Origin of the sequence: Glycomyces albidus (genome assembly GCF_009451885.1) — a bacterium.
GTDB classification, from domain to species: Bacteria; Actinomycetota; Actinomycetes; order Mycobacteriales; family Micromonosporaceae; genus Glycomyces; species Glycomyces albidus.
Genome location: NZ_WIAO01000061.1, coordinates 1 through 13,651, shown reverse-complemented (window position 1 = coordinate 13,651; position 13,651 = coordinate 1). Strand labels below are relative to the sequence as shown.

10 protein-coding genes and 2 pseudogenes are annotated in these 13,651 nt (G+C 69.9%); 6 read left to right on the top strand and 6 right to left on the bottom strand.

Translation table 11 applies throughout. The features are described from left to right. The 3 genes and pseudogenes from GFD30_RS25350 to GFD30_RS25340 form a co-directional block, all read right to left on the bottom strand. A pseudogene (locus GFD30_RS25350) lies at window positions 1-426 on the bottom strand (hypothetical protein); the annotation flags it as partial. Between the two features lie 134 nt (window positions 427-560). Then, window positions 561-2,096: a sensor histidine kinase gene (locus GFD30_RS25345; RefSeq protein WP_227997088.1), complete on the bottom strand. Its 1,536-nt coding sequence runs from the start codon at window positions 2,094-2,096 to the stop codon at window positions 561-563. Continuing rightward, a complete protein-coding gene (locus tag GFD30_RS25340) occupies window positions 2,093-2,812 on the bottom strand; it encodes a response regulator transcription factor (RefSeq protein ID WP_153027935.1) in 720 nt (239 codons plus the stop codon). Before GFD30_RS25340 ends, GFD30_RS25345 begins: the two co-directional genes overlap by 4 nt. Before the next feature lie 314 nt (window positions 2,813-3,126). Between GFD30_RS25340 and GFD30_RS25335 the strand changes: the two genes are divergently transcribed. From GFD30_RS25335 to GFD30_RS25315, 5 genes are all read left to right on the top strand, one after another. Then, complete coding sequence (locus GFD30_RS25335; RefSeq protein ID WP_153027934.1) at window positions 3,127-3,480, top strand: STAS domain-containing protein; 354 nt, start codon at window positions 3,127-3,129, stop codon at window positions 3,478-3,480. Between the two features lie 193 nt (window positions 3,481-3,673). Next, window positions 3,674-7,411: a multifunctional oxoglutarate decarboxylase/oxoglutarate dehydrogenase thiamine pyrophosphate-binding subunit/dihydrolipoyllysine-residue succinyltransferase subunit gene (locus tag GFD30_RS25330; protein WP_322633614.1), complete on the top strand. Its 3,738-nt coding sequence runs from the start codon at window positions 3,674-3,676 to the stop codon at window positions 7,409-7,411. A gap of 222 nt (window positions 7,412-7,633) precedes the next feature. Next, complete coding sequence (locus tag GFD30_RS25325; protein WP_153027932.1) at window positions 7,634-8,959, top strand: extracellular solute-binding protein; 1,326 nt, start codon at window positions 7,634-7,636, stop codon at window positions 8,957-8,959. Between the two features lie 21 nt (window positions 8,960-8,980). Beyond that, window positions 8,981-9,925, top strand: a complete 945-nt coding sequence (locus tag GFD30_RS25320; RefSeq protein WP_153027931.1) for a carbohydrate ABC transporter permease — start codon at window positions 8,981-8,983, stop codon at window positions 9,923-9,925. A gap of 1 nt (window position 9,926) precedes the next feature. Continuing rightward, window positions 9,927-10,814: a carbohydrate ABC transporter permease gene (locus GFD30_RS25315; protein WP_153027930.1), complete on the top strand. Its 888-nt coding sequence runs from the start codon at window positions 9,927-9,929 to the stop codon at window positions 10,812-10,814. A 121-nt stretch (window positions 10,815-10,935) separates the two neighbouring features. On the opposite strand, the gene GFD30_RS25310 is transcribed toward GFD30_RS25315, so the two are convergent. Continuing rightward, complete coding sequence (locus GFD30_RS25310) at window positions 10,936-11,508, bottom strand: hypothetical protein (protein WP_153027929.1); 573 nt, start codon at window positions 11,506-11,508, stop codon at window positions 10,936-10,938. A 90-nt stretch (window positions 11,509-11,598) separates the two neighbouring features. Further along, entirely contained in the window at window positions 11,599-12,576 is a 978-nt protein-coding gene (locus GFD30_RS25305) for a zinc-binding dehydrogenase (protein ID WP_153027928.1), read from the bottom strand. Window positions 12,577-12,734: 158 nt separating this feature from the next. Here GFD30_RS25305 and sodN point away from each other — a divergent pair, with 158 nt between their 5' ends. Beyond that, window positions 12,735-13,145, top strand: a complete 411-nt coding sequence (gene sodN, locus GFD30_RS25300) for a superoxide dismutase, Ni (RefSeq protein ID WP_153027927.1) — start codon at window positions 12,735-12,737, stop codon at window positions 13,143-13,145. Between the two features lie 72 nt (window positions 13,146-13,217). Here sodN and GFD30_RS26480 read toward each other — a convergent pair. Next, window positions 13,218-13,651: pseudogene (locus tag GFD30_RS26480) on the bottom strand (D-glucuronyl C5-epimerase family protein); the annotation flags it as partial.

Here is a 13,651-nt window from a genome sequence, read left to right as displayed (position 1 = left end):
CGGGGCGGGTGCCGGCGCGCCCGCGGGCAGGACGCGGGTCTGGTCGGTCGCGTGGCCTTGCGGGGCCGGGTGTGCGGCCGGGTACGGGACCTGCTGGTGCCCGGACGGCGCGGCCGCCGGGGCGGCGGGTGCGGCCGGGGGCAGGCTCGGCTCGGGTTCGGGGTGCTCGGCGGCGGCGTGCCCTTGCGGCAGGCCGTCAGACGCTTCGGACCGGGTCTCCGGGGGGCGCTCGGACGGCGCCGCCTCGGAGAGTGCCGCCTCGGACGGTGATGCCGGGGCGGGAGGTGCGGCGGGCTCGCTATCAGGGGCCGGCTGCGCGGCCTGGGGATGCGCGGCCCGGGGGTGCGCGGCCCGGGGGTGCGGAGCCCCGTCGGGGCCCTGCGGTTCGGTCCCCTCGGGGCCCTCGGTGCTCTCAGTGTTGCTCATGTATGGCAGCATGCAGGCCCCAGCTCTCGGCCCGCTGCGAAAACGCCTTAAAACCCTTTAATGATGATCGTTGCGGACGCACTGGTCAGACGGGTCGGGTCGGTGCTGGTCCCGGAAGAGCGGGGACGCGGACCTCAGAGATTCCCAAGGATTCGGTCCGGCGCCGGGGCCTCGGGGTCGTCGGTCGGCTCGGCGGCGAGCCGGACCGTGAACGTGGTGCCCTCGCCGGGCCGGGACGCGACCTGGACGGTCCCGCCGTGGGCTTTGACGATGGCCGCGACGATCGCGAGGCCGAGGCCCGAGCCGGGGTGGACGACCGCGTCGGAGCGGAAGAACCGCTCGAAGACCCGGTCGGCCGTCTCCTGCTCCATGCCGGGCCCGTCGTCGGCGACGGTGAGCAGGACCGTGCCGTCCTCGGAGGCGAGCTCGACGCGCACGTGCGTGCCCGCGGGCGTGTGCCGCAGCGCGTTCGACAGGAGGTTGTCGAGGACCTGCCGCATCCGGGCGCGGTCGGCGGCGACGACCGTGGCGGCGCCGGGCGCGCACGCGAAGCTGAACTCGTGGTCCTCGGCCATGACGGCGTGCGCGGTGACGGCCTCGTGCGCGAGCGGCGCCAGGTCCACCGGCTCGGTCTCGACCGGGCGCTCCTGGCCGAGGCGGGCCAGGTGCAGCAGGTCGCCGACGAGCAGGCCCATGCGCTTGGCGGCCTCCTCGATCTGGCGGATGTAGTGCTGCCGGTCGGCCTCGGGCATCTGCGGGTTCGCGCGCACCAGCTCGGCGTAGCCGCGCACGCTCGTCAGGGGCGTCCGCAGCTCGTGGGAGGCGTCGGCGATGAACTCGCGCATGCGCTCCTCCGAGTCGTGCGCGCGCTGCTCGGAGTACTCGCGGGCGCGGAGGGCCCCCTCGACCTTCGTGAGCATCGAGTTGATGGCGCGGCCGACGCGGCCGACCTCGGTGGCCGGGTCGTGCTCGGGCACGCGGCGCGAGTAGTTCCCGGCGGCGATCATCGCCGCGGTGTTCTCGATCTGCCGCAGCGGCGACAGGCTCGCGCGGACCAGGCCCACGCCGATCGCCGCGAGCCCCGCGAGCACGCCCGCGCCGATGAGCAGGTCGACCCACACGAGCCCGGCGACGGTCTTGTCGAAGTGCGCGAGCTTGTACGAGAGCACGTAGTACGCGTCGGGCTGGAGGTTGTGCTCCTCAGGGTCGTAGTCGGGGTCGTTCGTGCCGACCTCCGAGCCGGGCAGGCCCAGGACCCGCCAGCGGGTCATGCCGTCGGCCGAGAGGGCCGTGAACGCCTCGCCGTCGGCCCTGACCAGGTCGTCGTAGTCGAACACCGGGTAGTCGGGGCGGTCGGTGGGCCGGTCGAGGCGGTTGCCCTCGCCGTAGAGGACGCTGAAGAGGTACTGCTGGGGCCGCAGGCCCGGCGTGTCGTCGGAGTCCTCGATGTTGTCGGGGTCGAAGGTCTCCGGGCTCCAGGACAGGAGCTGGGTCTCCAGCTCCTCGTCGACCGTGCCGAGGAAGTAGGAGTGCAGCGCCAGGATCGTCGAGACGCTGATGAGGCTGAGCGAGCCCGCCACGAGGACGAGCACGGCGGCGGTGAGCCGCACCCGGAGCGGGGTGCGGTCCCACTTGTCGCGGACGCCTTCCAGGACGCGCGGTGCGCTCAACGATGCTGCTCCCGCAGGACGTAGCCGATGCCCCGGAGGGTCTGGATGAGTTTCGGCTCCCCGGTGTCGACCTTGCGGCGCAGGTAGGAGACGTAGGACTCGACGATGCCGTCGTCGCCGCGGAAGTCGTAGCGCCACACGTGGTCGAGGATCTGCGCCTTCGACAGGACCCGCCCGGCGTTGATCATGAAGTACCGCAGCAGCTTGAACTCGGTGGGCGAGAGCTGCACGGCCTTGCCGGCGCGCCACACCTCGTGGGTCTCCTCGTCGAGCTCCAGGTCGGCGTACTGGAGGCGCGAGGGCCGCGGGAGCTCGCCGGACGAGCGGCGCAGGACCGCGCGGATGCGGGCGACGACCTCTTCGAGCGCGAACGGCTTGGTGATGTAGTCGTCGCCGCCGACCGACAGGCCGGTGACGGTGTCGGCGGTGTCGTCGCGGGCGGTCAGGAAGAGCACCGGCGTGTGGTCCGAGCCCGAGCGCATCCGCCGCACCACCTCGAAGCCGTCGAAGTCGGGCAGGTTCACGTCGAGGACGACCAGGTCGGGGCGGTGCCTGGCGATCGAGCGGAGCGCCTCGTCGCCGGTGCCGACGGCGTGGACGGCGAACCCGGCGTACCGCAGCGACGTGGCGAGCAGCTCGCAGATGTTCTCGTCGTCCTCCACGACCAGGAGGGTCGCTTCGGTCTCGGCGCTCGGCTGGCTGGTCGAAAGCGGCATGGCCTCATCTTCAGGGTCGGGGCGGGCCGGTCGGCGCGCGAGCCGGTGCTCCGCAGGTCGCAGGTGATGCGAAGCATACGCCCGAGGCCGGGGCGCGCCAAGCGGCTGCGGCGGGCCCCACGCGGCCGCGGCGGTGACGCACCGCACCGGGACGAGACACGTTCGTGTGACCTTTTTCGGAACTGTGCGTGGCTATGCGGGAATCTGGCGCGCGCGAGCTGTCCTGCGCCGTGGCCGTCGGATAGACTTTGTGCTCCAGCCGAGTACGGCAGGTGTGCTCGGGCAAGGATCCCAACAGGGGCGAGGATCGCAATATGACGCTGTCTATCGAGACCGCCACAACCGACACCGGTGTCGTCACCGTCGAGCTTGCCGGCGAGGTCGACTACGCCACGGCGCCCCAGATCCGCGAGACGATCACCAACGCCCTCGAGGCCGGCGGGGCCACCGCCATCCGCGTCGACGTCGCCAAGGTGACGGTCCTCGACTCCACCGGCATCGGCACCATCGTGGTGGCCTACCGCATCGCCCGCGAGATGGGCGTCGTGCTGGCCGTCGTCAACCCCAACCGCTTCATCACCCGCCTCTTCACCGTCGTCGGCGCCGAAGAGCTCCTCGAAGAGCCCACCGAGACGTTCTCCGGCAAGGAGCGCAGCGCGGCCGGATAGGCCCGCGGACAGGAGGTGTGGTGAACGAGACGTTCACCCGCATCCACCTGCTGCGCAGCGCATTCGCCCCGGTCCGAGTGATCGGACCCGCAACGGCGTTGCCGGTACGACACCAGCTCCTCCCCCCGGTTACCCTTGAGTCCGGGGACTGCCGTCCCCGTCCACGCAGCGTCAAAGAAGAGGCGATTCAGTCGTGTCGAGTGCGACTCCGGGCAATCCGTTGACCGATTTCGGTGCCAATGAGTGGCTGGTCAACGAGATGTATGAGCGTTACCGCGAAAATCCCGACAGTGTGAGCGCCGGCTGGCGCGAGTTCTTCGGGGGCGATCCGACGACCACGCAGCTCAGCGACGAGAACGGGGCGAAGCGGGCCGCCCCGGTGCAGGCGGAGGCCGCACCGGCCCCGGCCGCGCCCGAGCCGGCCCCCGAGCCCGCCCCTGCGCCGAAGCCGGAGCCCGTCGCGGCCGCCCCGGCGAAGCCCGAACCCGCCCCCGCCGCTGCCGTGGCACCCGAGACCGAGAAGGCGACCCCCGTGAACGAACCCGGCGCTGAGCAGACCCACGGCTCCGCAGGCGTGGTGACCAAGCCGCTCAAGGGCATCGCCGCCAAGGTGGCCCAGAACATGGACGCCTCCCTGGAGATCCCGACGGCCACCTCGGTCCGCGCGGTCCCCGCGAAGCTCCTGTTCGACAACCGGATCGTCATCAACAACCACCTCAAGCGCGGCCAGGGCGGGAAGGTCTCCTTCACGCACCTCATCGGCTACGCGCTGGTGCAGGCGGTCAAGGCCCACCCGGGCATGAACGCGTCCTACAAGGTCGTCGACGGCAAGCCGCAGCTCGTCACGCCCGAGCACATCAACCTCGGCCTCGCGATCGACCTCGCCAAGCCCGACGGGACCCGCACGCTCGTCGTGCCGTCCATCAAGCACACCGAGACCATGGACTTCCGCGAGTTCTGGCAGGCGTACGAGGACCTGGTCCGCAAGGCCCGCAACAACAAGCTCACGATGGAGGACCACGCCGGGGCGACGCTCACGCTGACGAACCCGGGCGGCATCGGCACCGTCCACTCCGTCCCGCGGCTGATGAAGGGCCAGGGCCTCATCGTCGGCGTCGGCGCCATGGAGGTGCCCGCCGAGTTCGCCGGGGCCTCCGACGAGACCCTCTCCGACCTGGGCGTCTCCCGGATCATGACCGTGACGTCGACGTACGACCACCGGATCATCCAGGGCGCCGAGTCCGGCCAGTTCCTGGCCACGCTCCACCGGCTGCTGCTCGGCGACGACTTCTTCGACGAGGTCTTCCGCTCGCTGCTCATCCCGTACGAGCCGGTCCGCTGGGTCCGCGACGTGTCGAAGACCCACGAGGGCCAGATCGACAAGAACGCCCGGGTCATCGAGCTCATCCACGCCTACCGGGTCCGCGGCCACCTGATGGCCGACACGAACCCGCTGCACTACGAGATCCGCCGCCACCCCGACCTCGACATCCTGTCGCACGGCCTCACCCTGTGGGACCTGGACCGGACCTTCCCCGTCGGCGGCTTCGCGGGCCAGCAGCGCATGAAGCTCCGCGACATCCTCGGCGTCCTGCGCGACTCCTACTGCCGGCGCATCGGCGTGGAGTACATGCACATCCAGGACCCGGAGGAGCGCTCCTGGCTCCAGCGGCGCATCGAGGTGCCGTTCGAGAAGCCGAAGGTCGAGGAGCAGAAGCACATCCTCGGGCGGCTCAACGCCGCCGAGGCGTTCGAGACGTTCCTCCAGACGAAGTTCGTGGGCCAGAAGCGGTTCAGCCTCGAAGGCGGCGAGTCGCTCATCCCGCTGCTCGACCGGATCCTCAACGAGGCCGCCGGCGCCGAGCTCGACGAGGTCGTCATCGGCATGCCCCACCGCGGGCGCCTGAACGTCCTGGCGAACATCGTCGGCAAGAAGCTCTCCAAGATCTTCACCGAGTTCGAGGGGCACATCGACCCCAAGAGCATCGGCGGCTCCGGCGACGTCAAGTACCACCTGGGCATGACCGGGAAGTTCACCTCCCCGGACGGCAAGGGCGAGACCACGGTCTCCCTGTGCGCCAACCCGTCCCACCTCGAGGCCGTCAACCCGGTCCTCGAAGGCGTCGTCCGCGCCAAGCAGGACCGCCTGAACCTCGGCGAGGACGGCTTCACCGTCATGCCGGTCGCCATCCACGGCGACGCCGCGTTCGCCGGCCAGGGCGTGGTCGCCGAGACCCTGAACCTGTCGCAGCTTCGCGGCTACCGCACCGGCGGCACCGTCCACGTGGTCGTCAACAACCAGGTCGGCTTCACGACCGCGCCGACCCACTCGCGGTCGAGCCTGTACTGCACCGACGTCGCCCGCATGATCCAGGCGCCGATCTTCCACGTCAACGGGGACGACCCCGAGGCCGTGGCCGAGGTCGCCAAGCTCGCGTTCGCGTTCCGCCAGCAGTTCCGCAAGGACGTCGTCATCGACATGGTCTGCTACCGGCGCCGCGGCCACAACGAGGGCGACGACCCGAAGATGACCAACCCGCAGATGTACCAGGTCATCGACGGCAAGCAGTCCGTCCGCAAGCTGTACACCCGCGCGCTCATCGGCCGCGGCGACATCACCATGGAGGACGCCGAGGAGGCGCTCGCGGACTACCAGGCCCAGCTCGAACGGGTCTTCCGCGAGACCAAGGAGGCCCTGGCCGGGCAGACCGGCCCGCTGCCGTGGCGCCACCAGCCCGAGCCGGTCGCCGACATCGACACCTCCGTCGACGCCGAGACGATCGCGATGATCGGCAAGGCCCACACCACGCTCCCCGACGGGTTCACCCCGCACAAGGCGGTCCGCAAGGTCCTCGAGAAGCGCAGCGAGATGTCCACTTCGGGCAGCGTCGACTGGGCGTTCGCCGAGACCCTCGCGTTCGGCTCGCTCCTCATGCAGGGCAAGGCGGTCCGCCTCGCCGGCCAGGACTCGCGCCGCGGCACCTTCGTGCAGCGCCACGCGGTCGTCATCGACCAGGCCACCGGCGAGGAGTACACGCCGCTGGCGCACCTGGGCGAGCGCACCTCGAAGTTCTTCATCTACGACTCGCTGCTCAGCGAGTTCGCCGCGCTCGGCTTCGAGTACGGCTACTCGGTGGAGAACCCCGAGATGCTCGTGGCGTGGGAGGCCCAGTTCGGCGACTTCGTCGACGGGGCCCAGACCATCATCGACGAGTTCATCTCCTCGGGCGAGGCCAAGTGGGGCCAGCACTCCGGCGTGACCCTGCTGCTGCCGCACGGCCACGAAGGCGCCGGCCCGGACCACACCTCCGGGCGCATCGAGCGGTTCCTGCAGCTGTGCGCCGACGAGAACATGCGCGTGGTCAACTCCACGAGCCCGGCGAACTACTTCCACCTGCTGCGCCGCCAGGGCCTCGACCCGGTCAAGAAGCCCCTCGTGGTCTTCACGCCGAAGTCGCTCCTGCGCCACAAGGCCGCCGTCAGCCAGCTCGACGAGTTCACCAGCGGCCGCTTCCGCCCGGTCCTGACCGACCCGGCGCTCGCTTCGGGCGAGATCCGGCCCGAGAACGTCAAGCGCGTCCTCCTGTGCTCCGGCAAGGTCTACTACGACCTCGCCGCGGCCCGGACCGCCCGCGGCGTCACCGACACCGCGATCCTGCGGGTCGAGCAGCTCTACCCGCTGCCGGCCGAGGAGCTCAAGGCCGCGCTCGGCGCGTTCCCGAACGCCGTCGAGACCGCCTGGGTCCAGGAGGAGCCGGCGAACCAGGGCGCGTGGTCGTTCATCGCGCTCAACCTGCTCGAGCAGCTCGGCGGGGTCCACCTGCGCCGCATCTCGCGCCCCGCCGCGGCCGCGCCGTCCACCGGCTCGCCCAAGGTCCACGACGTCGAGCAGCAGGCGCTCATCGACGTCGCGATCCCGCAGCCGCAGTAAGCGACTGACGCAACGAGACCCGGAAGGGGGAGGCCGTCGGCCTCCCCCTTCCGGCGTTCTCGGGGGCGCTGTAAGTCGGGGACGTTTCCACAACGTTGCAGAAGATAGCGTTTTCTATTCGTCCGCACTCTTGACTCGATGGATGAGAACGGTAACAATGGCTCCACGGCCCGCCCCTCACCCGGGCCGCAACGACAAAGATCACATTGGAGTGATGCATAGATGCCGAACCATCCCTCGCCACCTGGGTCCCTCTCCAGGCGGGCACTCCTCACCGGCACGGCCGCGGCCGCCGGGATCGGCCTCGCCGGGTGCGGGTCGGTCAGCGGCGGTCTGAGCGGCAAGACCCGCGTCAAGCAGTGGAACCTCCTGGCCGGCGCCGACGGCGCGGTCATGACGGAGATGCACGACCAGTTCTCCTCCGAGCACTCCGACATCGAACTCGAGGCCACCACCTTCGGATGGGGCACGCCGTTCTACACCCGGCTCGTCATGGGCGCCTCCGGCGGCAACGCCTCCGACATCGCCACCATCCACCTCTCGCGGCTCAAGAGCGTCTCACCCGCCACCCTCCTCGACCCGATCACCGTGGACGAGCTCCAGGCGCACGGACTCGACCCCGCCGACTTCCCCGAGAAGATCTGGGAGAAGTGCTTCGTCGACGACGAGCTCTACGCCATCCCGATCGACACGCACGCCCTCGTCAACTACTACAACCGGACGATGTGCGAGCAGATCGGCGCCCTCAACCCCGACGGCACGCTGCTCGAGACCACCAGCGTCGAGGAGTACTTCGACCTCCTCCGCGCCGCCAAGGAGCTCACCGGGCAGTACGGCACCTCCCTCGACACCCTCGGCGGCTGGCGCCAGTTCTGGGCCTGGTACCGGCAGGCCGACGGCGAGATGACCTTCACCGACGGCGACTACGAGATGGACGACGACAAGGCGCTCCAGGCCATCGAGGTCATGTACCGCATGGCTGAGGAAGGGCTGTGCCCCACCTTCGCCGACGGCGGCCAGTGCGCCGCCAACTTCGAGAACGGCTCCGCCGCGTTCGTCCAGGTCGGCAACTGGGAGATCAACCGCTTCCGCGCCTTCAACGAGGCGCAGGGCCTCGACTTCTCGATGACCGAGATGCCGAACTTCTTCGGCAACCGCCGCACCCAGGGCGACTGCCACTCCTACGTCCTCCCCCGCCACAACAGCTGGGACCCCGAGGTCCGCGAGGCCACCATCGAGTACGCCTCCTGGATGCTCCAGCACAGCTTCCGCTGGGGCGAGGGCGGCGGCCACACCCCGGCCTACCTGCCCGTCACCGAAGGCGCCGAGTACCAAGCGCTGCAACCCAACGCCGAGTACTCCGGAGTCGTCCAGAACGTCCAGTTCGACCCCGACGCGTGGTTCTCCGGATCGGCCGCGCGCCTGTTCGACGAGACCGGCTCGATCTTCAACCAGGTCTACGGCCTCGCCATGACCCCCGATGTCGCCCTCGCGACCATCAAGGAGCGGATCGAAACCCTGCTCTCCCTCCCCAATCCGGTCGACTGAAACGTTGCAATAGGAACTCCGATGACAGTGAAAACCGAGGCGCCCGCCGAAGCGCCGGCCGCGATGACGCGACCCCCGAACCCCGCAGGCGCCAAGAAGAAGTCGTGGACCGGACTCTGGTTCGTCCTGCCCTTCGCCGCCTTCTACGCCCTCTTCCTCGTCTGGCCGACCTTCCTCGGCCTGTACTACTCCTTCACCGACAAGAGCCTCACCGGGCGCCCCGCGTCCTGGATCGGGCTCGACAACTGGACCGAGGCGTTCGGCGACGAACGCGCCTGGTCCGCCCTCTGGAACACCGCCGAGTTCACCCTCTACTCGACCCCGCCGCTGGTCGTCCTCGCGATCGTCCTCGCCCTCCTGGTGAACCGCGCCAGGAAGCTCGGCTGGTTCCTGCGGATGGCGTTCTTCGCCCCGTTCGTCGTGCCGGTGTCGGTCGTGACCATGATCTGGATCTGGATCTACCAGCCCGACGGCGGCCTCCTCAACCACTACCTCCAGCTCCTGGGCATCCAGGACGCCGCGACGCCGACGATCTGGCTCCAGGGCGAGACCACCGCCATGTGGTCGGTCGTCATCACCACCGTCTGGTGGACCCTCGGGTTCAACTTCCTGCTGTACCTGGCCGCACTCCAGACGATCGACCCGAGCGTCTACGAGGCCGCCAGCATCGACGGCGCGAGCTGGTGGCGCCAGCTCGCCCACCTCACCCTGCCGCTCCTCAAGCGCACCACCGGCCTGGTCATCGTGCTGCAGCTCATCGCCTCGCTGCGGATCTTCGACCAGATGTACCTCATGACCGCCGGCGGCCCCAACCGCGCCACCGAGGTCGCCATCCACTACATCTACATCGCCGGCTTCGAGGGCTACCGCATCGGCTACGCGTCGGCGCTGTCCTACGTGCTCTTCGTGCTCATCCTCATCGTCTCCATCGTCCAGTTCCGGCTGTTCTCCCGAAAGGAGGACTGACATGACCGCAGTGCTCGACAAGCCCGCGACCGCGCCGTCCGAGCGGCGCGTCGTCAAACGGCGCTTCAGGCGCCCGACGGTCGGCGCCGTCATCGTCTACGTCGCGGCGGCCGCGCTGGCCGTGCTGTGGCTGCTCCCGCTCCTGTGGGCGCTGTCCACGTCCTTGAAGACCGAGACCGAGGCGAGCCTCGGCCAGGACATCCACTGGATCCCCCAGGACTGGTCGCTGGACGGGTACCGGACGCTCTTCGAGCGCGGGGACCACCTCACGTGGATGATCAACTCGACGATCGTCTCGACCATCGTCACGGTGCTGACGCTCCTCCTGTGCGTCCTCGCGGCGTACGGGTTCTCGCGCTTCGACTTCCCGGGGAAGAACGTCATCTTCGGGGCGATCGTCGCCGGGCTCATGGTGCCCGGGCAGGCGCTCATCATCCCGCTGTTCGACCTGGTGAACGACCTGCAACTCGCCGGGACGTACTGGGGCCTGGCGCTCCCGCAGGTGGTGGCGCCGGTCATGGTGTTCATCCTGAAGCGCTTCTTCGACGCGATCCCGCGCGACTACGAGGAGGCCGCGAAGCTCGACGGCGCCGGGCACCTGCGGGTGCTGGTGAGCGTCATCGTCCCGCTGTCGGGGCCGATCATGGCCGCGGTCGCGATCTTCACGTTCATCGGCTCGTGGAACAACTTCCTGTGGCCGCTGCTGGTGGCGACCGACCCGTCGATGATGACGCTGCCGGTGGGCCTGGGCGTCGTCTCGGGCGGTTACGGCCTGTTCTACGCCCAGAACATGGCCGCCGCGATCCTGGGGGCGCTGCCGCTGCTCGTGGTGTTCCTGATCTTCCAGAAGCAGATCGTGAACGGCGTCGCGGGCGTGGGCCTGAAGTAGGCGCACGCATGGAGGCGGGGCCCGGTCGCCTGCCGGGCCCCGCCGCTCCGTTTCCTACAGCGGTCCCCGCGTGCTCCTCCGGGTCCCGCTCACTCCGGCACTGCCGTCGCTGTCGGTCCCGTCATAGAACTCCCTCCTTGACGAGGCACGAGGCCGGGCTGTAGCCGACCGTGTCGCCGGACTGGACGCGGATCCAGTCGGTCTCCCAGCGCAGGCCGGCGCAGCCGATGGTCCTGCCGCCCTGGGTCGGCGCGCACGCCCCGTTGACCTCGGTCCTGTTGTGCAGGCGGAGCAGGCGCCGCGCCCCCATGTCGGCCTCGGTGAAGACCGAGACCCCGAACGTGGCCTTCACCGCGTACGTGCACGACAGGTCCTGCTCGCGGGTCCAGCCCTCGGACAGGATCGCGTGCTGCGCGGCGACGGGACGGGCCTGGCTCCCCGCGAGGCCGGCGGACTCCGCCGCCGAGCTCTCCCCGTTCTTCGCGAGGGCGACGGCGACGACCGTGATGAGCGCCGCGATCGCGATCCTGCCCAGGAGCTTCTTCGTCACTGCCCACATGCTCCCGGCCGCGGCCTTGACGCCGCCGCCGACCCGTCCCAGTACCGACATGGCCGCTTCTCCCCTGCCTTCGGCGCCCGTGTCGTCAGGGCGCTCGGCGATGTCCGGGGCCGTGAACCGACCCGTAGGTGACATCCATTACAGGGTGAGGGCAGGAGGGGCCGGCCGGAGGGCGAACCCGCCAGAAACCGGTCCGACTGTCGTACTTACGACGCTGTCCGGGCGCTAGGAGGCGGTGACGACGACCTTCCCGAACGCGTCGCCCGAGGCCAGGCGGCGCAAAGCCTGCTCGGCGTCGGCGAGGGCGTGGGTCGAGTCGATGACGGGCCTGACGCCGCTCTCGGCGCAGAAGAGGATGAGTTCGCGCAGCTCGTCGAGGGTGCCCATGGTCGAGCCGACGATCTCCAGCTGCTTGAAGAACACGTGCCGCAGGTCGACTTCGGCGACCGGGCCGCCGGTGACGCCGCAGTTGACGAGGCGCCCGCCGGGTTTGAGGGACTTGATCGAGTGCTCCATGACGGGTGCGCCGACGGAGTCGACGACGACGTCGACGCGCTCGGGCAGGCGCCCGCCGGCCTCGACCGGGACGGCGCCGAGACCGGCGGCCCGCTCGCGGCGCTCGGCGTCGCGGCCGGTGGCGTAGACGCGGGCGCCCAGGGCCTTGGCGAGGACGATCGCGGCGGTGGCGACGCCGCCGCCGGTTCCCTGGACGAGGACGGCGCTGTCGGCGGCGTCGCCGCGGGCGCCGAGGCGGCCGCGGCCGGTGAGCATCCGCCAGGCGGTGAGGTAGGCGGTGGGCAGGCAGGCGGCCTCGGCGGCGGACCAGCCCTTCGGCACGGGCACGAGGTTCCGGGCGGGCACGGAGACGTACTCGGCGAGCGTGCCGGGGTGGAGCTCGGAGAGGAGCGTGCGCTTGGGGTCGAGGGTCTCGTCCTCGATGGAGGCGTCCGCGATGACGGGGTAGACGACGACCGCTTCGCCGTCCGCGGTGCGGCCGACGGCGTCGGTCCCGAGGATCATCGGCGTCTGCTCGGCGCGCAGGCCGACGCCGGCGAGCGACCAGAGGTCGTGGTGGTTGATCGACGCGGCGACCATCTCGACCCGGATCCAGTCCTCGGGCACCGCAGGGGGTTCGATCTCACCCACCGAGAGGGCCTCGAACGGGTCGTCGGGGTTCACTGCGCGGGCGTAAGCGGCGAGCATCGGGGCTGACCTCCGTCTCGTTGAATTCACTGTCCACCATGGCGTTCTGTGAGCAGCCGTGTCGCACAGACAACTCTAGGGGGCCGACCAAAACGGGCGTTGGGAGAGGTAGTGTCGGCGGTGGAATCACAACCCACTGAAGGAAGCTGGAGGGGCGAATGTTCAAGCCTCTGTTCAAGCGGCTGCTGCCGCAGGTCACGGCTTCCGCTCACTGCGACCTGCCGTGCGGGGTCTACGACCCGGCCCAGGCCCGCATCGAAGCGGAGTCGGTCAAGGCCATCTGCGAGAAGTACCAGGCCAACGAGGACCCTGAGTTCCGCACCCGCGCCCTGATCATCAAGGAGCAGCGCTCGAACCTCGTCAAGGAGCACCTGTGGGTGCTGTGGACGGACTACTTCAAGCCGCCGCACTTCGAGAAGTACCCGCAGCTGCACACCCTCGTCAACGAGGCCACGAAGCTCGCCGGCGCCTCGGGCGCCAAGGGCTCCGCCGACCCGAAGGTCGCCGAGGAGCTGCTGGCGAAGATCGACCAGATCGCCGAGATCTTCTGGGAGACCAAGAAGGCCTAGCGGCCCTGCGGTGCTCCGCGAAGCGCCCGCCACCGCGTCCAGCGGTGGCGGGCGCTTCGCCGTCTGCGGGCTTTAGCTGCCGTCCCTGACGACGTCGCCGCCCCAGACCCAGTAGCCGGTGAGGGACCCGGCCGCGATCCGGTACATGGGCCTGCCGTTGACGATCGAGCGCCGGTCGAAGGGGGCGTTCGAGGGGTTGGCGAAGCTGACGGTGCGGCTGGTGCCGAACTTGCCGTCCGAGCCGAGCAGGTAGCAGGTCACCTGGGTGGCCGCCGGGAAGGTGAGCGTCCGGTTGGGGTGGCAGACGGTCGGGAGGTACTCGCCGATGAGGTACGACTTCGGGTAGACCTCGCCGACCCACCAGCCCGTGTAGGCGCCGGCGTTGATGCGGTAGTAGATGCCGCGGTCCTTGATCCGCCGGCGGCGGTTGGCGGGCGCCTGCGTGTCGCGGGTGAACGTGACGGTCTTGCGCTCGAGTTCCGCGTCGCCCTTCGACGCCACGTAGT